The sequence below is a fragment of the Chryseolinea sp. H1M3-3 genome (assembly GCF_029360725.1).
Taxonomy (GTDB): Bacteria; Bacteroidota; Bacteroidia; order Cytophagales; family Cyclobacteriaceae; genus Chryseolinea.
Window position 1 is genome coordinate 308,360 of record NZ_JARKMY010000009.1, and the last position, 22,835, is coordinate 331,194.

15 protein-coding genes and 1 tRNA gene are annotated in these 22,835 nt (G+C 43.0%); 6 read left to right on the forward strand and 10 right to left on the reverse strand.

What is annotated here, in order from left to right; translation table 11 throughout:
• The first annotated feature begins 11 nt into the window (after positions 1-11).
• Positions 12-1,265: a glutamate-5-semialdehyde dehydrogenase gene (locus P2W71_RS15960; protein WP_276372469.1), complete on the forward strand. Its 1,254-nt coding sequence runs from the start codon at positions 12-14 to the stop codon at positions 1,263-1,265.
• 146 nt (positions 1,266-1,411) lie between these two features.
• Here the strand turns inward: P2W71_RS15960 and P2W71_RS15965 are convergent, their stop codons facing one another.
• The 3 genes from P2W71_RS15965 to P2W71_RS15975 form a co-directional block, all read right to left on the reverse strand.
• A complete protein-coding gene (locus tag P2W71_RS15965; RefSeq protein ID WP_276372278.1) occupies positions 1,412-4,054 on the reverse strand; it encodes a DUF5916 domain-containing protein in 2,643 nt (880 codons plus the stop codon).
• A 327-nt stretch (positions 4,055-4,381) separates the two neighbouring features.
• On the reverse strand, positions 4,382-4,735 hold the full coding sequence (locus P2W71_RS15970) for a TerB family tellurite resistance protein (protein ID WP_276372279.1): 354 nt from the start codon (positions 4,733-4,735) through the stop codon (positions 4,382-4,384).
• A 457-nt stretch (positions 4,736-5,192) separates the two neighbouring features.
• Positions 5,193-5,891 carry a sigma-70 family RNA polymerase sigma factor gene (locus tag P2W71_RS15975; protein WP_276372280.1) on the reverse strand — a complete coding sequence of 233 codons (699 nt, stop codon included), beginning with the start codon at positions 5,889-5,891 and terminating at the stop codon, positions 5,193-5,195.
• A gap of 388 nt (positions 5,892-6,279) precedes the next feature.
• On the opposite strand from P2W71_RS15975, the gene P2W71_RS15980 reads away from it, so the two are divergent.
• Positions 6,280-6,873, forward strand: a complete 594-nt coding sequence (locus P2W71_RS15980; protein WP_276372281.1) for a hypothetical protein — start codon at positions 6,280-6,282, stop codon at positions 6,871-6,873.
• A gap of 19 nt (positions 6,874-6,892) precedes the next feature.
• Here P2W71_RS15980 and P2W71_RS15985 read toward each other — a convergent pair.
• Both P2W71_RS15985 and P2W71_RS15990 read right to left on the reverse strand, forming a co-directional pair.
• Positions 6,893-6,966: transfer RNA gene (locus P2W71_RS15985), tRNA-Met, on the reverse strand.
• A gap of 107 nt (positions 6,967-7,073) precedes the next feature.
• The gene (locus P2W71_RS15990) at positions 7,074-7,508 is read right to left on the reverse strand and encodes a methylglyoxal synthase (protein WP_276372282.1); all 435 of its coding nucleotides are present in this window, start codon (positions 7,506-7,508) and stop codon (positions 7,074-7,076) included.
• Positions 7,509-7,592: 84 nt separating this feature from the next.
• Between P2W71_RS15990 and P2W71_RS15995 the strand changes: the two genes are divergently transcribed.
• Complete coding sequence (locus P2W71_RS15995) at positions 7,593-9,902, forward strand: Tex family protein (protein WP_276372283.1); 2,310 nt, start codon at positions 7,593-7,595, stop codon at positions 9,900-9,902.
• Positions 9,903-9,922: 20 nt separating this feature from the next.
• Here the strand turns inward: P2W71_RS15995 and P2W71_RS16000 are convergent, their stop codons facing one another.
• Together P2W71_RS16000 and P2W71_RS16005 are read right to left on the reverse strand one after the other, a co-directional pair.
• Positions 9,923-11,047: a PorP/SprF family type IX secretion system membrane protein gene (locus tag P2W71_RS16000; RefSeq protein WP_276372284.1), complete on the reverse strand. Its 1,125-nt coding sequence runs from the start codon at positions 11,045-11,047 to the stop codon at positions 9,923-9,925.
• Between the two features lies 1 nt (position 11,048).
• Positions 11,049-14,939 (reverse strand): gliding motility-associated C-terminal domain-containing protein, encoded by a 3,891-nt coding sequence (locus P2W71_RS16005; protein ID WP_276372285.1) that lies wholly within the window; start codon positions 14,937-14,939, stop codon positions 11,049-11,051.
• A 247-nt stretch (positions 14,940-15,186) separates the two neighbouring features.
• Here P2W71_RS16005 and pgi point away from each other — a divergent pair, with 247 nt between their 5' ends.
• The 3 genes from pgi to P2W71_RS16020 are packed head-to-tail and all read left to right on the forward strand — an operon-like array spanning position 15,187 to position 18,888.
• Entirely contained in the window at positions 15,187-16,839 is a 1,653-nt protein-coding gene (pgi, locus tag P2W71_RS16010) for a glucose-6-phosphate isomerase (RefSeq protein WP_276372286.1), read from the forward strand.
• A 59-nt stretch (positions 16,840-16,898) separates the two neighbouring features.
• Entirely contained in the window at positions 16,899-17,882 is a 984-nt protein-coding gene (gene pfkA, locus P2W71_RS16015; protein ID WP_276372287.1) for a 6-phosphofructokinase, read from the forward strand.
• 7 nt (positions 17,883-17,889) lie between these two features.
• On the forward strand, positions 17,890-18,888 hold the full coding sequence (locus tag P2W71_RS16020) for an ROK family protein (RefSeq protein WP_276372288.1): 999 nt from the start codon (positions 17,890-17,892) through the stop codon (positions 18,886-18,888).
• Between the two features lie 3 nt (positions 18,889-18,891).
• On the opposite strand, the gene P2W71_RS16025 is transcribed toward P2W71_RS16020, so the two are convergent.
• From P2W71_RS16025 to P2W71_RS16035, 3 genes are all read right to left on the reverse strand, one after another.
• Positions 18,892-19,668, reverse strand: coding sequence for an HTTM domain-containing protein (locus P2W71_RS16025; protein WP_276372289.1), 777 nt, complete (start codon positions 19,666-19,668; stop codon positions 18,892-18,894).
• Positions 19,669-19,756: 88 nt separating this feature from the next.
• Positions 19,757-20,317, reverse strand: a complete 561-nt coding sequence (locus tag P2W71_RS16030; RefSeq protein WP_276372290.1) for a hypothetical protein — start codon at positions 20,315-20,317, stop codon at positions 19,757-19,759.
• A 16-nt stretch (positions 20,318-20,333) separates the two neighbouring features.
• Entirely contained in the window at positions 20,334-22,745 is a 2,412-nt protein-coding gene (locus P2W71_RS16035; protein WP_276372291.1) for a DUF3536 domain-containing protein, read from the reverse strand.
• Between the last annotated feature and the right edge of the window lie 90 nt (positions 22,746-22,835).

Genomic DNA, 22,835 nt, shown 5'->3' on the forward strand with positions numbered 1-22,835 from the left:
AATTAGACTTTATCAACGTGTTAGAAAATATTTTCAAATCGGTCCAAGGAGCAAGCCGTAAATTGGCTTTGTTTCCGGAAGAAAAAGTAAATCATATTTTACTTGCGCTGGCTGATAAGACCGAAAAGAACAGCATTAAAATATTAGAAGAAAACAAGAAAGATCTTGAACGCATGCCGGAAAGTGATCCGAAGTATGACCGTTTGAAATTAACCGAACAACGTATCAAGGATATTGCAAGCGACCTTCGGAGTGTTGCCACGCTGCCGTCGCCCCTCGATATTGTAATAGAAAAAAGAACCTTAAAAAGCGGTCTTTCACTGGAAAAGATCACTGTTCCCCTGGGGGTCATTGGGATTATTTATGAAGCCCGTCCGAATGTTACGTTCGATGTTTTTTCGTTATGCTTAAAGTCCGGAAACGCCTCCATTCTAAAAGGCGGAAGCGATGCGGAATATTCAAACAAGTACATCGTAAATCTTATTAAGGAAGTGCTTCAAAGTCACAACCTTGATCCACAAATTATTGAACTCCTTCCCTCCGATCGTGCTGCCACCCATGCATTATTAAATGCTGTGGGATTTGTCGACATCATCATTCCACGCGGCAGCCAAAGTCTCATTGATTACGTGAGAGACAATTCCAAAGTACCCGTTATTGAAACTGGTGCTGGCATTGTACACACCTATTTTGACGAAAGCGGTGACGTTAAAAAAGGAGCGGACATTATTTACAATGCCAAGACAAGGAGAGTCAGCGTTTGCAATGCATTGGATTGTCTGATCATTCACCACGCGCGGCTACAAGACCTCCCTGCGCTGGTGAAAAAGTTGGCCGATAAAAATGTCTGTATTTATGCCGACGAAAAAGCCTACAGCACGTTAAAAGACAAGTACCCAGATGCACTATTGCAACGTGCAGAAGAAAAACACTTTGGTACTGAGTTTTTGGATTATAAGATGAGTATAAAAACCGTTGACACACTAGACGAGGCGTTGGATCATATTTTTAGCTATGGGTCAAAGCACAGTGAAGCAATTGTTGCAGAAAACGAAAACGTCATTACCACCTTCCTCAAGAACGTTGATGCCGCAGCAGTCTATGCGAATGCTTCTACAGCCTTTACAGACGGTGCACAATTTGGACTTGGAGCCGAAATTGGTATCAGTACTCAAAAATTGCATGCACGCGGACCGATGGCGTTGCGAGAAATGACTTCATATAAATGGCTTGTGCGTGGCAATGGCACCGTGAGAATTCCTTAAGTGTTGGAGTGTTGAAGTTCTAAGTGTTGAAGTTGCGAGCATTTAATTACTGGTGTCTGGATATTTCATTAACAACTCACGAATTGAAAACCAAGGATGTTTGTAAACTGAACTTCAACACCTCGAACTCCAACACTCCAACACTACTATAAAACGAACCGGTAGGTGTATTTCAGCATAAAAATATTATGCGCCTTGTCGCTGAACTGGAATTTATATTTTTCATGAAGCGGTCCGGATTGATCATAGAAGTCGCCGTTCATTTCCTGGGTCCATACCAGGAAAAAAGTGGATCCTGGAATATACTCCCATCGTAATACCATGTTGGAGCGGAATTGCCCAACGTTGAAATCCGGTTTCTCGAATTTATAATCGGTGACACCATCATTGTTTTCGTCTACGGCATACTCCTCTTCCTGATCATTAAGACTTATTGCTTCAGCGGGTATCTCTGTGAATCTCGCATTGAATGCTGCTGCTTTTGCATCGGTAATGTATTTGAAGTTAGAATATTTTCCAGTCGTTCCGAAAGGCTGCCCCCATGCCTGCACAGATAAGTTTGGTGTAATCATATAAGTCATGCGCAGGGATAGCCTGGCCGTTGTCTGATTAATTTCACCCACAATATACCGGTCATCATTGCCGACAGAGCCGGTATTTACGTATTGCATTTTGTTCTTGTTATGGCTGAAGCTTGGCGCCAACGAAATGCTCAGCGCATTAACTGGCTTATAGTTCAGTACAATATCGAAACCCCCACTTCTGGAGTAGCTTTCCAGTCCGCGATTTCCATGAGGACTGAAAACCAAGTTCAATTTTTTGCGTTGATCAGTTCCAATCCATAGCCAGTAGCTATAACTGCCAGGATATCGCAAAGCAGGTCCCCCGCGGAGGTTCGCGTTCGATAAAAAGTGGGTTGAGTAGGAGGCACCGGCGCTGACGGACCAGAAGTTTTTAAATTGTAAAGAAGTATTCGCGTTGAACCCTTTCGATGTATTACGCCTGTCAAAATCCCAACCCAGTGATTGACCACCGTTGAATCTTAATGATCTGAAAATACCAACAGGATTTAATATGCGATATTGAAACCACGTCCATTGCGTCATTACATCGGTTTGGTTTAAGAACCCGATATCATTCAATTCCAGTTCAGGGGAAAGCCACGTATATCCAGCCTCATACACAAATTTTCCACCACGTTTACCATACATAAATGTTCCTGCTGTTCCGGTCAAGGAAGTGCGCGTGGTGTCGACATCGGCGTGATCGTTGTCTGGACGCTGAAAATATCGCTCCGGGGCTTCTTGCGTGACCGTTATCGCTTCAGGTGTTCCTTTTACGCTACTGACAAGCGTCTTTGCACTGATAAAATATTTTCGGTTGTTCCAGTTATGTACCACATCAACCCCACCGCTATAGGCATCCTTGTGAAGCCACTCCAGTTCTTTGTCATTCAACTGGCGGTTGGTGCTGGTAAACATGGCCCCGATTACGGTGTTCCCCTTATTGATATCCTGTTGTGTCCGTGCCACTAAATAGTTTGTCAACGGTTCAATCATTTGTGACCTTCGCACACCCATGCTGTCGATCTTTGCCCTTTCAGGCGAGGTTACTGATTCCAACACGCCCCAGGAAAAACCTTTTTTGTTTTTGCCGGTAAGTTTTGCGGCGCCAAGAATGGTGGTGTTGTTATCAGATTTTACATACTCTTCGACACCGTCATCTTCATCCTCCTCATCGGTCAATACTTCGCCTTGCGGAGCTCTACCAATCCGGCGTGAGTAAAAGAGATTGTTGCTGTTAAATCCGGTAACGGGAAAATTAAGTGTATTATTTCCTTCAATAAAAAATGGTCTTCTTTCCTGAAAGAAAACTCGAAACGCACTTAAGTTAACTTGAGACGGATCAGCTTCTACTTGTCCAAAATCCGGATTGACTGTTAGGTCAAGCGTTATGTCACTGGTAATACCAATCTTAGCATCAAGACCGACATCTACCGATGACGATTTACCGGTGACAAATGGATTACCCTCCTCTTCCTGAAACCGTTCAGCCTTCGCTACGATATAAGGTTGAATTTCCACTTGCTTCTGAGGTCGTATGCCTGTGATTCCTCTCAGCTCACCAAATAAATGTACCCAGCCTGTTGCATCTGGTGGAATGTATTGCCAGAGCGACTGTTCCTGATTCCTAAAAAACTGCCTGCTAATTTGCAAGCCCCAGGTATGTTCTTGTTTATCTGCAAACCGTAATTGACTTAAAGGGATTCGCATTTCAGCTATCCAACCTTCGTGATCGATCTGCGTATGCAGGTACCAGATAGGGTCCCAGTTGGCGTCCCAGTTTCCGCCGTTGTTAGACACATATTCATCTCCTTTAACGCCTGCTACTGAAGCCGAAAAGGAAAACGCAGTCCTTTTATCGTTATAACTATCAATATTTATTTCTACCTGGTCACCTTCAAATCCATCGCGCCGCGACATACGGCTTACTATTTTGCTCGGGTCCGGGTCAAAATTCTTCAAAAGGATATAGAGATTTTTATCGTCGTATAAAATTTTGAATTGTGTTTGTACGGATGCCAAACGGCCAGCATCAGGAGAACGTTGCTTAAAATTTCCTCCTCCCCACGGCACCTCATTCCACGCCGCATCCTCAGCGTGCCCATCAATTTTTGGTGGTTCACCGGTAACGCGTGCCGTTGTATAAAATTTTATTGAATCATTTTGAGCCCATATGCTGCTTGTAGTTATGCATATCAGACTAAAAATAATTAAGAAACACTTCATGGTCGCGGTCCGGGGTCTAAGCTTTTTGTTCGAATTTTATTAAGCTGGCAAATTGTTATTTCAACAGCAAAAAATATTCTAAAATTCCTGCAAGATCTTACTTTAATGCGATCACTACATTAAAGGCGCAAATTACAATGGTTATTAACGATTTTACCAGAAAGAAGTGTTAAATGGTTTTATACGATGAAGAAATCGTTGGAAGAAAAAAATATAAAGTCAATCGGCAACCGTTCATGCCAACACGCGCGCACATGTTACTTGATTGATTTTCATGAACCCATGACCAAGAGAAGCGTGGGTTTAACGACTGCAAGAGCGAAATTTTTATCGCCTTTTATATCCGCAGTGAGTTTCTAAAATGAGGTCAAGTTCTTTTTTGGTAAACCCAAGTTTTTCAGCCACCATTTCGATAAGTTCTAGCTCGGCAGGCGCAAAATCGTCATCGACCAGAGCGAGCTTAATCATTTCCTCTAGCTGCTTTTCTCTTTCTTCAGTGTTTTGAGGGATTAAATAAATGTACTCATTGGCACGGTTGAGCATAAGATTTAAGCGGTCCAATGGCAAGCCTTGTTCAAAAGCAATTTTAGAAAGTGCAACTCTTTCAACATCTTCAATTTTTCCATCGATGGCCGAAAGCGATACGAGGTTCCTAAAGTGTTCGAGTTTAACGGTATTCAAGGGTAGACGGGTTTAAGTTTAAAAAATGCGGTTCGGTTTACTTAGTGAAAATAGTAGAAATGCTTAGAAAAACAATCACACGGTGCACACGTTTCCTTTGAACGACCTTATTCCGCCAGGAATCAGGCGTAAAATGCCGTTGGACTTCCCTATAAACTTGGCAAGTTTGAATTGAGGACTGTTTGGAGCGGAACCAATTCCATTGGAGAGGATAACACGGCTCATATCAATTCTTGGACATTTTACGTTCAATAACACCTAACTTATTAAACAAGTAAAGCGTAAGCGAAGCAGCCTCAGAAATGAAACATAGAGCTACTAATGACGGCAAATGAACTTGTGTAACATGGTGAACCATGTTAGAAGAAATCGTTATCAATCGATGAACGTGCGGCCGCATAGCTGCCCCGAGATTTAACACTGGAAAAATAAAGGCCGCGGTTAAGCAACGGTATGGTTACTCGCTCAGGTTCCCGAAAGGATAGTTGATCCTGGAGTTAATATGTTCCATCACTCTTTCTGCAATAAGGGTGCACCGGGATGCATGGAAAGGAAATAAATCAAGCGAGTTAAGTTCTGACCGTAGCATCTCCTTCAGCATTATTTTAGCGCGATGGAGGCGAATCTTGACGTTCTCTTCTGAGATGTCCAATATCAATGCCGTGTCAGCTACTGAAACTTGTTCCATTTCCCGGAGCACAAATACAACTCTATACTTCGGCGAAAGTTGACTTATCGCCGACTCAATGGCCTTCTTTAAATTTTCTCCAACCTCTGGATTACTCTCTTCGCTTATTTCCTGGAGGTGATCCATTTCATCGCTTGCCAACGCATCAAGACTCACATAGGACTTTCTTTTCGCTTTATTCAAATGTTGCAAAGCGCAATTGATGAGTATACGACTAAGCCATGTGGAAAACCTGGCTTCGCTTCTAAACTGATGAAGCTTTTCAAAACCTCTTATATAAGCTTCCTGCATAACATCTTCAATGTCTTCTTCATCAGAAAGAATTCCACGTGCAGTTTTGTAGAACAAACTGTTATACCTTCTTACTAAAATTTCATAGTACTCACGTTTGCCCAGCAAGATTTTGTTGATTATAAAATCATCTGTCAGACTATCATCGGCTGCAAGCAATGCCACGTTATTCAGCATAACAATGTGTTTTTTATTAGATAGCAATGCGACTAAACGGTTACATTTCCTAGAAGAAAATTTAATTGCGCGAGAAAGTTCCGGCAGACCAGGATTTGGGGCGCTTAATTACCTGATCCTTGCGAAATCTTACGCCTACCCGAAATAAACCTTGATGTTTCCTTGATGGCCAAAAGAACATGTTGTGACATGGGTATCTTGTAAGACAGCATGTTCTAGTGAGTTCTCATATTGTCCTTATGTCATTTGTAAGGGCACGAACCGCAATAAAAGCCGTTGCCGCGTGAATCGTTTTAAAAAAACTAAATTTCAAAATCAGAACTGACCCTGGTTTTTTATAGGATATTTTACCTCTAAAAACTCTTATTCACCGCGCTAATTTTGGGTCATGAAAATCCTACCCATGCTTTTCGGACCGTTGCTGATTTGTTTTTCAATTAGCTGTTACGCCCAATCTTATTCGCTCGAAGTTGACCGCTTTAAAACTACCGACAATTTTATTGTGAGCATTAATAATCCCGTTGCTGTCAAACTCACGGTTCACATCAAAGACAAAGATGGAAAAGCGGTATTCCAGGAATCTTTTATGTTCGTGGAGAAAATTAAGAAAGTTCTTTTTCTCGGGAGTCTGCCCCCAGGGCCTTATATAGTAGAAGTATTCAACGGCGTGGAAACCAAAACCGCTAACATTAAGATTGATGGTCTTGACAAAATGGTCCACCCTGAGAATGGCAAGGGATTGGTAGTAGGCTTTTCTAAACTGAAAGCAGACAATTCCATTGATGTTATCGTGCAAAATAAATTAGATAAAAACGTATCCCTGAAAGTATACAAGGAGAACGCTTTGCTCAGCAGTGAAGATCTTGGTCAGGGAGGCGAAATTGTGAAAAAAGTCCTTAAACTGAATAAGGCTGAAAAAGGTGATTTTATTGTAAGGGTGGGAACAAAAGAAAATCTCTACCAGTACAAAATTACTTTGTAGCTTCTAGTTTAAAAATTCGTAGCGCGGGGGAGAGTTGAACCCCCGACCTTTGGGTTATGAATCCAACGCTCTAACCACCTGAGCTACCGCGCCATTTACTTTCTTTTAACAATCTCCCAATCTTATTTCTGAATCGTCATTTCGATTTGGGAGCGCAAACTTAACACGTTGTGTTTAATTTTCACAAATTTCCTAAAATTCTATTCGATTTTTCTGGTGTTGTAGGCATAAAAGTCCGGTAATTTCCGCTTGTAATCACTGAAAAGCAGTGGCGAAGAAAAAAGAAAGTCGGCTGTGGCCCTGTTGCACGCAATGGGTATATTCCAAACGACGGCTAACCTTAGCAACGCCTTTATATCCGGATCATGAGGCAATGGCTCCAGCGGATCCCAAAAAAATATGAGTATATCGACATTTCCCTCCGCAATCAAGGCTCCAATTTGTTGATCACCTCCTAGTGGGCCGCTTTGTAAACATGTAACCGATATGCCCACCTCCTGCTCTAACATACGCCCCGTTGTACCGGTGGCATAAACTACACTTTTTAACATACTTGACTCATTATATTTTACCCATTCTACGAGCTCGCGCTTTTTATTATCATGCGCAATTAATGCAATCCTTTTTTTGGTCATATCTTTTTTATCAGCTTTTAAAAATACAGTATTGCTGATTGTATTCCTTAATCCTTATTCTAATTTTGCCTGCCTGTTTAAATTATGGATCAAGACAATATAGCGCGTTGGGTTGAGCAGATTGCCAGAGAGTTTTCTTTGCCCTTAAAGAATGTTAAAGCGGTAGCCACCCTCCTTTCCGAAGATGCCACCATTCCTTTTATATCGAGATATCGAAAGGAAATGACTGGAAGCATGGATGAGGTGATGATCAGTAAGATACGTGATCGTATTGAACAATTAAGTGAACTGGATAAACGCCGTGAAGCCATCATTGCATCAATAGAAAAGCAAGATAAGCTCACACCGGAATTGATGCAGACCATAGTTATGGCTGCAACACTGGCGGAATTGGAAGACATTTATTTGCCCTTTAAACCGAAGCGGAAAACGCGGGCGAGCGTTGCTAAAGAAAAAGGTCTTGAGCCCCTTGCGCAAAAAATATTCAACCAGGAAAATTTTAATCTGCAAGAAACCGCATCAACATTTATCGACTCCGACAAAGGTGTATCCAGCAGTGAAGAAGCATTAGATGGCGCACGCGACATAATTGCAGAATGGGTAAATGAAAACCAGGACACCAGAAAAAATGTTCGTGAATTATTCTGGCGTGAAGGGATCATCGAATCTCGTTTGCTGAAGGGTAAAGAAGCTGAAGGACAGAAGTATAAAGATTATTTTGAATGGACTGAACCGATCTCGAAAACTCCATCGCACCGGTTACTCGCGATGCGGCGAGGCGAGAAGGAAGGAATTCTTTCACTGGACATTTATCCGCCGGAAGAATTGGTCATCAGCACCATGGAACGCCAATACATTAAAAATGAAGGTGTATGCGCCGATCAACTAAGACTTGCGATCAAGGATTGCTATAAACGATTGTTAAAGCCATCGTTGGAGACTGAGGTCAGGATGGAGTCCAAAATGAAAGCAGATGAAGAAGCGATTCATGTTTTTGCAGACAATCTAAAAGAACTTCTTTTAGCAGCACCACTTGGACAGAAAAATGTTCTTGCATTAGATCCAGGTTTCAGAACCGGATGCAAAGTTGTTTGTCTGAACCGTCAGGGAAAATTGCTGCATAACGATGTCATTTATCCCCATGAGCCGCAGCGGGAGACCATGAAAGCAGGAGCCCTGATCAAATCTCTTTGCGAAAAGTTCGACATCGAAGCCATATCCATAGGTAACGGGACGGCTGGGCGTGAAACGGAAGCCTTTGTGAAGGCTCTCGGCCTTCCGCACAAAATTCTTATCGTGATGGTCAATGAAAGCGGTGCATCTGTTTATTCTGCATCGGATGTTGCCCGTGAAGAATTCCCTGATCAGGATGTAACAGTAAGAGGTGCTGTTTCTATTGGTAGAAGACTGATGGATCCGTTGGCGGAACTCGTTAAGATTGACGCGAAATCAATTGGTGTTGGTCAGTATCAACATGACGTAGATCAGACGAAACTTAAACAAGGTTTGGATGATGTGGTGATGCGTTGCGTTAACTCTGTAGGTGTTGAAGTAAATACAGCCAGCAAGGAACTCCTCTCCTATGTATCAGGACTGAGTCCGTCACTCGCAAAAAATATCGTAGAATTTAGAAATCAAAATGGGCCGTTTAAAGACCGCGATTCGTTAATGAAAGTCGCCAGGCTTGGAGAAAAAGTTTTTGTTCAGGCTGCAGGTTTTTTACGCATACAAGAAGCAGCGAATCCGTTGGATGCCAGTGCTGTGCACCCCGAGAGTTATCCGATCGTCCAGCAAATGGCTTCAGATTTAGGTTGTTCTGTTAAAGACCTGATGACAAGCGCTGAACTCAGAAAACAACTCGATTTGAAGAAGTATGTTTCTGATAAAGTCGGACTGCCTACTCTGACCGATATCCTGATTGAACTTGAAAAACCTGGACGAGATCCGCGAAAGGAGTTTGAATTCTTCAGTTTCACCGAAGGTGTGAATACCATCAACGATCTTAAGATAGGCATGTCGTTGCCGGGCATTGTAACAAATGTAACCGCTTTTGGTGCTTTTGTGGACGTTGGTGTTCACCAGGATGGATTGGTTCATATAAGTCATCTGGCCGATAAATTTGTGAAGGATCCAAAAGAGGTTGTTACCGTTCAGCAAAAGGTAAAAGTCACCGTTGTTGAAGTAGACGTGCCACGAAAACGAATTGGATTATCAATGAAGAGCGATCCTTTTGCTGATACCATTCCACAGCAGGCACCTGCACGTGACAAGAGTCCCAAAAATCAGCCGAAGAAGCCTGGACCTTCCCGGCCAAATCCATCCTCTAAACCACAACAAAAGGAAATGACGATGGAGGAAAAGCTAGCGATGTTGGTTAACAAGTTTAAAAAATAGTTTAACTAACAATTCCATTTTTATCTCGGCTTTCTGTTTGGCTTATGGCGTGAGCTTGTTCGTTTTTTCGTTACCTTCTTTGTATTCAGTTTTTTGCTCGCATCCATGCGGTAGTTCGGTGATTTAATGTAATTGCGTTTGATCGTCTTTTTGTATTTCTGGCTTCTGCTAAAAGAAGAACCTTTCGACGGCTTAGACAAAGTTTTTCTTCTTAATGCAAGTGCTTTCGTGCTGATTTCACGAGCGTTTTTCTTTTTTGTATAATAATTATGGTCGCGAAAATCTAAGCGAATGGTAAACTCATTGGATGCACCGAGGCTCTTCGAAAAATCACCCGAAAGTACTTCCCTGCTATAACCGATGAGGAAACTTTTGTTAATACGCAACGCCGCCGTAAGCCCTATGGCGCCGCCCGTCCTATAGGAGCCTCCCAGTGTAGCAATGTCTTTATAGGTATAGTATAATCCTCCATCTATTTGCTGCGTTCCATTTTCGAATTTTCTAAAATAAACGATGGGTTCGAGTACGTCTCGTTCGCCAGCCAACGGTAATGTAAAGTTGGCAAAAGCTGAATAAAATTGTGAAAACTGCGAAGTCACATCACTCAACCCAACGAGGCTGCTTAAACGATTGGCCGACGCTCCTATCTTTAGATATTTTGATGAATAGCTGAGCCCAAAGGAGAAGTCAATCTGATTGGCATTGGGTTGATTTCCATTCAGCAGATCGTCATCGGTATCAATCACGTCAATGGCACCATAATTTATTTTGGTGTTAATGTATTCTACCGATACACCCATCGAAATCATGTTTCGATCTGTGAAGCGGAGATGATAAGCAAATGCTCCTGACGCAAAAATATTTTCGTTAACGCCTGATTTTTCCTGATACACATTGAAGCCGGTTCCAAACCGGTGGCGCGCAAAAGGTGTATGCAGGCTCATAAAAACCGTTCGCGGCGAGCCTTCAACACCTGCCCACTGTTGCCGGTATGATAAAGTAGCCGAGCCTAACGTATTACCTGCAACGGAAGGGTTATACAAAAATGAGTTCGTAAGCTTTTGGCTGTAAACAGGAACATCCTGGGCTTTTGCAAGCTGAAAAAATAGGATGTAAAAAATAAGCGACTGTAAAAGTATTTTCACTCTATTTTCGTTTAATGATGGATACCGTTCTGGAAAGTACTTTGCCTGTGTCATTTATTTTTACGACGCATACATATTGCCCAGCAGGTAAAAATTCTCCATTGTTACGAGCGTCCCAATCATTTACATAATTATCTTTTCTAAAAACCTGTACTCCCCACCGGTCCAACAATACAACTTCGTTAGAAGGATATTTTTCAATATTTTCAATATATAAGAAACCATTCTGACTGTCGCCATTGGCGGTGATCACATTCTTAATATTGAAGTCACTTAATTCTGGTAGCGGCAAAATTTTAATCGTAACTGCATCGGTGGCTTCACAATTAGAATCATCTTGAAGGGTCAACGTTACTTGAAAATCTCCCGAGGCCGCGTATTGATGCTGAGTTGACGCTTCATTGGATGTTGCATTATCCCCAAAATCCCAGAGAACAGATTTGAACGATGTGTTTGAGGGCTCAAACGAAAAGCTTGCAGGCTCGTCTATCCCGAGTTCGACAGGGGCAACGATATTTATTACAGGTGTGGGCAGCACTTGAATTGTCAGGTTTGCATTACCGCCGGTGCTGCAGCTATTTTCGCCCGTAACGGTAATGGTCTCTGACGTTCCTGATACTGCCTTGATAACAGCGGATGTGTTGCTTTGTGATTCGATCTGAAGCCCGGAACTAACTTGCCATTGATAACGCAACGCATTGGATATTCCGGTTATCGTATACGTGGACGAGCTGTTGCTACACAAAGCCAGCGCTCCGGATATTATTCCCGAACCGCTCGGTTTGACATTTACAGTTATCCCAGCCGTTGCAGAATTAACACATCCCGTTGAGGTATTTGTAACCCTCGCATAAAAAATTGTATTATTACTGGCAGCAACATTTGTGGCGTTCGCAACCGGAGTTGTCAGCCCACTGTTTGTAAACCATGCCACAGTAACACCGCCTGCGCCCCCCGTTATGCCAGGGTTTAGAGAAGTCAGATCGATTGAAGCCAAACCGGACCCAGCAACATTCTCACAAAAAGATTGCGCCTGGTTGTTAGCCACCGGCCTTGTATTCACAATTATCGGAACTGCGGCGGAGGTCACGGGACAAGCTGATGCAGTGGTTACGATACATTGATAACGCACATTATTTAGCCCTGAGGAATTGGAGATCTGAAGCTGATTTGTTGTAGCACCCGAGTACACCCCTCCATTAGAAAGACTGACATAACCTGCTCCCAAGTCTGCTTGCCATTGGTAATTTAACGATGTACCGGTTGCATTGATGGAGAATGTCGCACCAAGCCCATCACAGGCTTGTTGAGGCGTTGGTTGAGCCGTTATTACAGGGGTTGTAATCACATTTATCATAACCGGATTGCCAGGTTGCAGACAGGTTGCCGATCGGGTTACTCTACGGTAATAAGTCGTCTGTGTAATGCCTGACGGAGGATCATAAGTCGTACCCAAAGCTCCTGGAACGGAAGAGTACGGACCGGCAGATGCGCTGGCCGACTCCCAATGGTAAGTATATGCGCCCGTACCACCCGAAGCAGTACCACCATCGATAGCCGTGGGATCTCCCCCGCTGCATATGTTCTGATTGGCTGAAGGTGTGCCTGCCAGCAGCGGTGGGTGCAACGTTAGCGTTACTGCTGTTCTGGTTGCACTTGAGCAAAGCAAAGTTTCGTCGTAAGTTTCAGCATAAAAAGTTCCTGAAGGTGCATTGGGTAGAAATACACCTCCTAATCCGTCTCCGCCGCTGGAATTTCCTGGTGCAATATTACCACCCGTTGGCGCATCATACCATCGTATTTTCTTTCCCACACCAGGGCTATTGACATTGAGCGTTGGTTTTGCATCGCCCGTACAATATTGTGCATTTACTGCACCAGAAGGTGCAGGAAGAACGATACAAGACGTTGCTGAGGATAATTGATAATTCTGGACGCTGTAACAACCGCCAATGCTGGTGCTATAACTATACAAATCAAATTCATAGTACGTACCAGCTGTGAGGCCAGTGATAGTTACTGTATTACCCGAGCCGCTATACACTAAAAAATTTCCTGTACCTATTGCCGAGCCGGTTCCGAAAGCGGCATTTGCAGTATACGCCTGACCGAACTGCGGCTTAAACGCTGTTGATCCGGCACGTCCAACTACAAAAGCCTGACCGCCACCGGCAGTCCACGAAAGTGTAATGCTTGTTTGCGTGATGTTGGAAAAAACGGGAACGGTTGGAGATGGCGTAGGTGGTACACAGATTTGAAATCCGTTGGTGTTTATCGTGCCACCTGATACCGACTGAATCCCATTGAGCGCAACTACATGTGTATGAATATTGGCCTCAGAACCCGGAACTTCGGAAATGCCGTAGTGTATTTCATTAAAAACAGGTATGCCACTCGTTGCATAAAGATCGAACACACCGGATAACACGCCACCATTGATTAGCTGCCCATCGATCGTAAGAGCTCCCCACACTTCGAGTTCATAGGATGCCGCATCTAGGATGCCGCCACTTGCAATGGTTGTTCCTGTGGTATTGGCAACGACGCCGGTGGTGCTGGTCAAAGTAACGGTGTGTCCGTTGCCAATAACTACATCGCTGCCAGTTCCGGGCGTGAGCGTAGCGGCTGGTCCCGTATGACTTAGGTGTGACCATGTTGCAGGACTGTCCCAATTACCACTTTGTCGGGAATAGAATTTACTCTCATCAATTTGTGTCTTAAATGTCCAGCCGGTTGTAAATACAATTCCAATAAAATCATTGGACACGTCATCGCTAAAGACTTTGTTACCGACCAACACGTAGTAATCCGTGTTATACAATGGCGTAGTGAGGCCGGAAATCGTCACAACATTGTTAGTGATGCTTATATCCGTTGACGCTCGGGGAATGGTTTGCACCAACACATTTCCCGTTGTTTGAAAGATTCGTATAGAGGTTTCGTTAGCTGTCCCAGATGTTGTTGAAACCTTGACATTTTCACTGAAGGTCATCGAAAGATCTGAATTGACAAAAACATCAGTCGCTCCATTGGCCGGTGATAGCGCAGTGAAGACCGGACTTGTGATATCATAGGCCAACGCCATGTCTCCCAGATTTGAACCACTATATATGTTTGTATGACCCGTACCAGTATAACTTACTTTGAAGAGACCATCATATTGTGCAAAAAATATTGTGTTCAGTTCTGGATAAACATCCAGACTTATGATCTCATTGTTACCATTATTCCATACCACCGCTGATGCGAACGTGGTAAGATTTAACCTTACGATCTCATAATTGGTGGTGAGCCGCTGCACGTAGTACAAAACATTGTTTTTGTAGTCCACAGATAATGGTCCCGTTGCAAAGTTTGAAACAAGCGGCTGGTAGAATGTAGCTCCTAAATCGGACTCATAAATATTTCCATTGACATCGGAGAAATATAGGTTGTATGTATTTCGATTAAATGAAACGTCGGTAAAATCCTCTTCGGGAATCGGCGCAGGTTTGATATTCGTTTGCGGATCGCTGGGCGTGTCGTAAAAGCTACCGAGCCAAAGGTCATCCTGATCATCGTTAACACCGACATAAATGATCTGTTGATCATCAGGAACAAGATCCATTTGTGCATATCCCGCAAAGACGTAAAACTGACCAATCTGCGTTTCACCCGAACCGTCTAAAGCCGAACGATAAATTTCTTGTGTATTGGAATAAAACAAATACCCCTCTCCGGCATCAACCGAAAGGTACCTGCCCCCACTTCCAGGCAGCGCCTGTAAGCCAGTTCCATTAAAATTGATGGTTTTAATTACATCGTTCTCCGAAAAAAAGAGTTTTTGGGCCAAGCCTACATTACCAAGGTATACACACAACAGTATGGTAATTAGAATCTTAAGTTTGAGCATTGTATTGGAGGATAAAACAATACGTTTTTATACGGTTATCGTAGCGAAAGTAATCAATTTGCTAAAGGTTTGGTATAATTAGTTCCCAGCAAACCGTTGAATGAATCACCTTTATTTGATAAAAACATACATCAAAAAATAAAACCATCCGAAGACACATGTCATCATAATTTTGTGGTAATCACAACCGGTTTTTACAACTTTCTTTTCTAAAACCTATCTTCGCATTTTTAAAAAACCTAACAGCGTGCTACCAACCCACAACCCAACAGAAACCTCCGCCTGGAAACGGCTCGAAGTTCAGTTCCTCACCATGCAGGCAACATCAATGCGGGAGCTATTCTTGGAAGATCATGAGCGCTTCTCCAGAATGCATTTGACTTTCGAAGATATATTGGTTGACTATTCTAAGAACTTAATTGTTGATGAAACTTTAAAAGACTTGGTCGCTCTAGCCAATGAAGTTGAACTGAAAGATGGCATCAGGGCAATGTTCCGAGGCGATAGAATTAATCAGACTGAAAACAGATCCGTTCTCCATACCGCCTTACGCAACAGATCTAACCATCCCATTCTCGTTAACGGAGAGGATATCATGCCTGAGGTGAACAAGGTTCTCAGCCAGATGAAGACCTTTTCTGATAATTTAATTCGCGGCACGTGGAAGGGGTTTACGGGAAAGGCCATTACCGATATTGTAAACATCGGTATCGGTGGTTCTGACTTGGGCCCTTATATGGTAACGGAAGCACTGAAGCCTTATTGGCAATCCATAACGCCTCACTTCGTATCGAACGTGGATGCTACGCATATTGTTGAAACGCTCAAACACTTAGACCCTGAGACAACATTATTCATTATCGCATCCAAAACTTTTACCACCCAGGAAACCATGACCAATGCAGCATCTGCGCGGGCATGGTTTCTTGAAAAAACAAATGGTAAAGGCGAGGTTGCAAAACACTTTGTGGCGGTATCAACAAACCAGGCGGAGGTAACGAAGTTTGGAATTGATGCCCAAAACATGTTTGTCTTTTGGGACTGGGTAGGCGGACGTTATTCATTATGGTCATCCATCGGATTGTCAATTGTCTGTACCATCGGCTTTGAAAATTTTGAGAAACTTTTGGAAGGTGCGCATGCGATGGACACGCATTTCAAGGAAGAACCTTTTGAGAAAAATATACCAGTTATTCTGGCGCTCATTGGAATTTGGTATAATAACTTCTTTGGCGCTGCATCCGAAGCCATCCTGCCCTACGACCAATCGCTGCACCGGTTTGCTGCATACTTCCAACAAGGAAATATGGAGAGCAACGGAAAGTCTGTAGATCGTGAAGGTAATCCAGTGATGTATCAGACAGGACCCATTATTTGGGGCGAACCCGGCACTAATGGGCAACATGCGTTCTATCAACTGATTCACCAGGGAACCAAACTGATACCGTGTGATTTCATAGCGCCGGTGCTGAGTCAAAACGCTGTTGGCGATCACCACGATAAACTACTCTCCAATTTCTTTGCCCAGACTGAAGCCCTGATGCAAGGAAAAACGCAAGATGAAGTTGAGCAGGAATTGTTTGCCTTGGGAATGGATAAGGAGGCGGTGAAGTGGCATGCCCCGTTTCGTGTTTTTGATGGCAACAAGCCCAGTAACAGCGTCATGTTTAAACTACTCACGCCAAGAACATTGGGTAGCCTGATTGCTTTGTATGAACATAAAATTTTTGTACAAGGTGTGATCTGGAACATCTTCAGTTTTGATCAGTGGGGCGTTGAATTGGGAAAGGTGCTAGCGAAGAAAATTCTGCCAGAATTGAAATCTCCTGAAAACATCACCTCGCACGATTCATCCACTAATGGCCTAATCAATTATTTCAAACGTTTGAAATTCAATTGATTAATTAGTGTGTTGCAAAGTACGCTACGTCCATTATTTTTGATGGATTTTAGATATTAATGGACAATAAAATTTCGAGAATTGGGGTCTTTACTTCCGGAGGTGACGCCCCAGGAATGAATGCAGCTATCCGTGCCGTGGTGCGCGCTTGCGCTTACTACAAGAAAGAGTGCTTTGGAATCATGCGTGGTTATGAGGGGATGATTGAGGGTGATATCGTGAAACTTGGTGCCCGTTCCGTAGGGAATATACTTCAACGTGGCGGTACCATTTTGAAGACAGCCCGCAGTGAAGAATTCCGCACTGAGGAAGGTCGTGCTAAGGCATTTAAAAACTTAAAGGACGAAGGAATCAATGCATTGATTGCTATTGGCGGGGACGGAACCTTTACGGGATTACACAAGCTTTATGAGCAGTTTCAATTGCCCTCAGTCTGTATTCCCGGCACGATAGACAACGATTTAGCCGGAACAGATTATACCATCGGTTATGACACGGCCACGAACATAGCCGTGGAAGCCATAGACAGGATCCGAGATACAGCGCTTTCGCACAACCGATTGTTTTTTATTGAAGTAATGGGAAGAAACTCCGGTTACATTGCCATCAACAGTGGCATTGCAGGAGGCGCAGCAGCGATTGTAATTCCGGAAGAGGATCTCACCTTCGAGCAGCTCTATGCAGTGCTTGGTGAAGGAGGAAAAACCAGTAAAAGCTCAAACCTGATTGTCGTTGCCGAAGGTTCGAAAATTGGTGATGCACATACGCTGGCAAAGCAGGTCGCTTCCCGTTCCAACTATTTTGACATTAAAGTTACCGTATTGGGCCACTTACAACGGGGTGGCTCTCCGACGTATTTCGATCGGGTATTGGCATCGCGTATGGGAGTAGCTGCCGTCGAAGGTCTGCTGGCAGGGAAAACCGACGTAATGGTAGGTGTCAATGATAAAAAAATGGTATACAATGCCTTTAATGATATCATGAACAGACATCACGTTATCGACAGTGAATCGCTAAGAATCGCAAAGATCCTATCCATCTAAACCACCAATGAAAGAAAGTAATATGAGAGAATTAACTATCGGGATTGATATTGGAGGAACCAATACAAAATATGGAATTGTGGATCGCGACGGAAATGTGGTCTATCAAGGGAGTATTTCTACCGCGCAGTATGAAGAATTTCAGGATTACTTTAACGGGCTTTCTGCCGCGTTAAGAGAAGCAATAAAAACTGTTCCGGGTGAGCATAAACTAATGGGCGTTGGTGTTGGTGCTGCCAATGGTAACTATTATAAAGGTACCATTGAACGGGCAACGAACTTAAAGTGGAAAGGAATTATTCCATTGGCAGATATGATCAAACAAGAATTTGATCTTCCTGCTATTATTACCAATGATGCCAACGCGGCGGCCGTAGGCGAGATGGTTTATGGTGCAGCAAAAGGCATGAAAGATTTTGTTGTCATTACCTTGGGTACAGGGCTTGGCAGTGGGTTTGTTACGAATGGTCAACTACTCAATGGCAAACATGGAATTGCAGGTGAAGTTGGTCATACGTCCGTAAATCCCGCTGGCCGTTTTTGCAACTGCGGCAAACGTGGCTGTCTTGAAACATACGTTTCTGCAACCGGAATTAAGAGAACCGTTTACAAGCTTTTGGCAGACCATTTAGAACCAAGTGAACTTAGAGGTATCAGTTTTGACAATCTGACCACAAAGATGATCACCGAATCAGCAGTTCGTGGTGACATCGTTGCATTGGCGGCTTTTGAATATACCGGCCGAATCCTTGGGATGAAATTGGCGGAGACTATTGTCCATACAGACCCGGAAGCAATCTTTTTGTTCGGCGGACTTTCATTGGCAGGTGACCTGATTTTCAAACCTACCATCAAACATATGGAAGCCAACCTGATGCCATTGTTCAGAGGTAAAATTAAAGTACTACCATCCGGACTTCAAAATCAGGCGGCGCCAATTTTAGGTGCTAGCAGTTTGGTTTGGAATTACCTTGATAACAAGCACCCGCAAGAAGCGATTGCTTAAATGCTACTGCTGTAAGCTGGTCTGTTGACGGCTGAAAAAAGATTTCAAATATTTCAAGTCAGCATCTTTCAAGAAAAGAATATAAGACACCATCATCGTGCTGGCAAAATCCGGGAGGCTGACCACGATCCATATAAACAGGTGAAAGAACAATCCTATTATCAGGATCGGAATCCTTGTTTGTTCCCACCATACCAAGATCACAAACGCCAACTCAAAAATGATGGTCATCCATGACAGTATAAATTGTATCGTTGGATTTTCAAACATTCCATTGAATGCAGGGTTGAACATTGAATTGAAATGAACAACATAGTCAAAGGCCTGACCAGACTGCCAGGATCTGGTAACCAATTTATCCCAGCCAGAAACAAAATAAATGATTACAACCTGGAGCTGACACAAAAACAAGCCGCTATTGTAAGCTGCTTTCTGAATTACTGAGCCGGTATTGGATTTGAACTTAGGGTGTTTTGCCATCGGAATACACCAAAAGGCAAGAATGAGCAGTAGCATATCCGCACCGTTAGCAAATGGCAGATAAACAACATATAAATTCAGCGCAAGCCAGAAGAAAATGGATGTTGTGATATAATGCCTTTTGAAAAAGAAAATGAAAATCATTAGTGCGACAACAGCCGTATTAAAAACGCTGATATTATGGTCTGCTAAAAAAGCTGGTGCGAGCATAATTTTACCAAACCATGATTTCGGAAGCGTAATATCATGATGGTCCATAACCTGCTGGCTAAATGACCAAAGCATGACTACTTTGATCATGGTGAGAAGAACAAGCGATCTAAAAAAAATGCCTGTCGCTCTCGGATTGTTAAAATTCCGGACAAAAGAAAAACTTAACTCAATGATCCTATTCCTTAATTTTTCCAACCGTATTAGGATTATAAGTAAACATAAAAAGGGTGTCGAACGAAAATGATTTTTGTTGCAGATGGTAATGGTCTAGCCCATACAAAATCCGAATGGAATCTACAGGAAATTTTATCAGCTCATTGGTGAGAAAAGAATTCATTTCCCGAAAAGATGAACTCTTCAGAACCAGTTCCATGGTATGCTTTTCAGTAACCTGCGCGATTTCTGCTGCTAACATTTTTTCATAGCCGATATAGGCGAGATGTTGTACTTTCCAGGGCTGATCAATGTATGCGGCAAAACGCTCCTTTCCAAATTCCCTGGGCTGAGACCAGACGTTATCATGTTTATATTGTATGGCAAGGCGGTGAGAATACTTAATTCTGGACTCTGTAAAGAAGGGGCCTAACAAAACAAGCTGGCGATAAAGATTTACAACCCTATTGTGAGGAAGAATCTGTTCGGGGGCAAAAAAAACAATCACAGACAAAAAAATGTGAATGGCCACAATTACCAATGCAATGAAGCCAATGCGAAATTGTTTTGACTTACTGATCATGCGTGAATAAATAAAATTAATCGCCTATTGGCGACAATTCAATCTTTACCCTTAGGTTTTCGCCCAGTAACGTAAATTCTCTAATCCATTCGGCAGAATGCCCTTCATACGTCGGGTTTGCCTTTGATATCTCAAAATATAAATTCTGACTTTTGTAAAGATTGGGAGACAAATTCAATTTAGACAACAAAGGGAACAGTCTGTTCAAACGTTCAATTCTCAGATAGTTGTCCCCTTCCTGGGTGAAGCGTTTTAATTCCCGGATAATAGTCTCCCCTACTAAACGCTCGAGCCGGTCCGCATCCTCAATATTCAAACGCCATTTGACAAGCTCATTTGCTATGCGTTCTATTTGCCGGATATTGAGCCTTTCCAACAGAAACGACCGTGTTAAATCAGCATTGAGAATATATTCAAACGTGGTTTTATAAGCATTAGGAATGGGGGCATCATTATTAGCCAGCGCCATCACCAACGGGTAATCACGGTTGTAAATTCTGCGCAGCGAATTTTCAAGGTCACGCATACTCTGGTAGGTAATTAAATCAAATACCTTTCGTTTCTCATCCTGGAATAATTGCCAGATTGTATACTTATCAGGACCAAAGTACATTTGCATTAATCCAATGATATCACCCAGGCGGGCTTCGTCAAATGCCTTTACAATCAAAGATTGCATTACATTAAATTTCTCCAGGGCCATATCAATGGAAATGTTTCCAATGATATTGTGCTGGCCCATATAAATTACCGCAAAGGTAAATTTTTGCTCCGACCGTGTAACATTCGACTTAACGCGCGTAATTCCAATTACCAACTTCTGCTCACCGGCTTCCTTGCGAATGAAAATTTCGTTTTGTGTCGTGTAGTTAAAGACTGGAAATGATTCAGGATCTTCCTCAAAGATTGACGCCACAGCGTAGTGCATACCCACACGTTGCAAGTTAGTTTTCGATGGAATCACATATTTCCGATAAACCTCCTTTCCATTGCCGAGAGAAGGCACATTACTAGGCGCCAATTCTATGCGTTTTAAGAATTCCTCTTCCAGTCGAATTTCACTCACCTGACTTACAAGCTGCATGGCGCGACACGCATATTGCATGATTTGCGTTGTCTCTATTCCGGATAAGTCATCAAAGAACCAACCGCAGCTGGTATACATTAACATCGCATTTCGCTGAACCTCCATCATTCGCAAAACCCGGTTATGTTCTACTTCAATGAAACAATGTTCTTTCAGAAACTTAGTGATGTTTTCTTCACTTCTATTCAAGATCACATGAATATATTCTTCCCTTGCGCGCCATGGATCTTTAAGGAAATTTGACGTTTCCTTTACATAAATTGATATCAGTTCATCTCTCAACCAATCCAACGTCTCCCTTAGTGGTTTTCGCCACAATTGATGCCAGTTAGGTTTCCCTGAATTACAGCCGCAGTTGTCTCTCCAACGCTCGACGCCGTGTACACAACTCCATGAACTGCTCTCATGAATTTCCACTTCATATGTCGGCGGAAACTTGGAGAGAAATTCCGCATAGTTGGTAAGATGTGAGTGATTATGGCGTTCTATGTAGTCGAGGGCATATGCCAATGCCATATCACCGTGTTTATGATGATGGCCGTAGGTCTCGCCGTCTGTTGCAATATGAACTAACTGAGGCTCCACGGATTGATTGTCAAATCCATCCAACAAGCGATGGGCAAACTTCTTTCCGTCATTTAATAACCCATCGAATGCCACCCCCTGAGAAATATCACCATCGTAAAAAAATAATGCGATGGTTTTTCCTGATTTCAAATTATAGAGATATGGCCTTCTGGTTTCTAACGTTTCAGTATTTACTGGTGTCCATGCAGCGCTACCTTTTAAACGGAATGCCTTTGCCTGGCGTGGTGCTAAAACTGTAAATTTAATTCCATGCTTCGCCAACAATTCAAGTGACTCCACGTCGACTGCTGTTTCGGAAAGCCACATGCCCTCTGGCTTTCGCTTAAACCTGCTTTCAAAGTCAGCAATGCCCCAGATGATCTGCGTCTCCTTATCACGGGCGTTGGCCAAAGGCATAATCATGTGATTGTATACCTGTGCCATAGCCGAACCGTGGCCGTTAAAATTTTTTACACTTTCAACGTCTGCCTGAAGGATAGCCTGATAGGTTTCCGGGTCGTGCCCTTCCATCCATGAAAGAAGTGTTGGCCCGAAATTAAAACTGATTTTTGTGTAATTGCTGATGATGTTTTTTATGACGGACTTCTCATTCAAAATGCGGGAGGCCGTATTGGGCGCGTAGCATTCAGCGGAAATTCGTTCGTTCCAATCGTGATAGGGATGTGCTGAATCCTGGACTTCTATCACTTCAAGCCAGGCATTTTCACGTGGGGGCTGATAAAAATGCCCATGAATACAAATATATTTTTCCAAAGTAGCTTTTGCCGTTGTTCGTGGTCCGCAATCCGCAGTTCCTAAAGGCCTCAGTTATATTCAATGTTGCTTATCGCTCCATACCTTTTA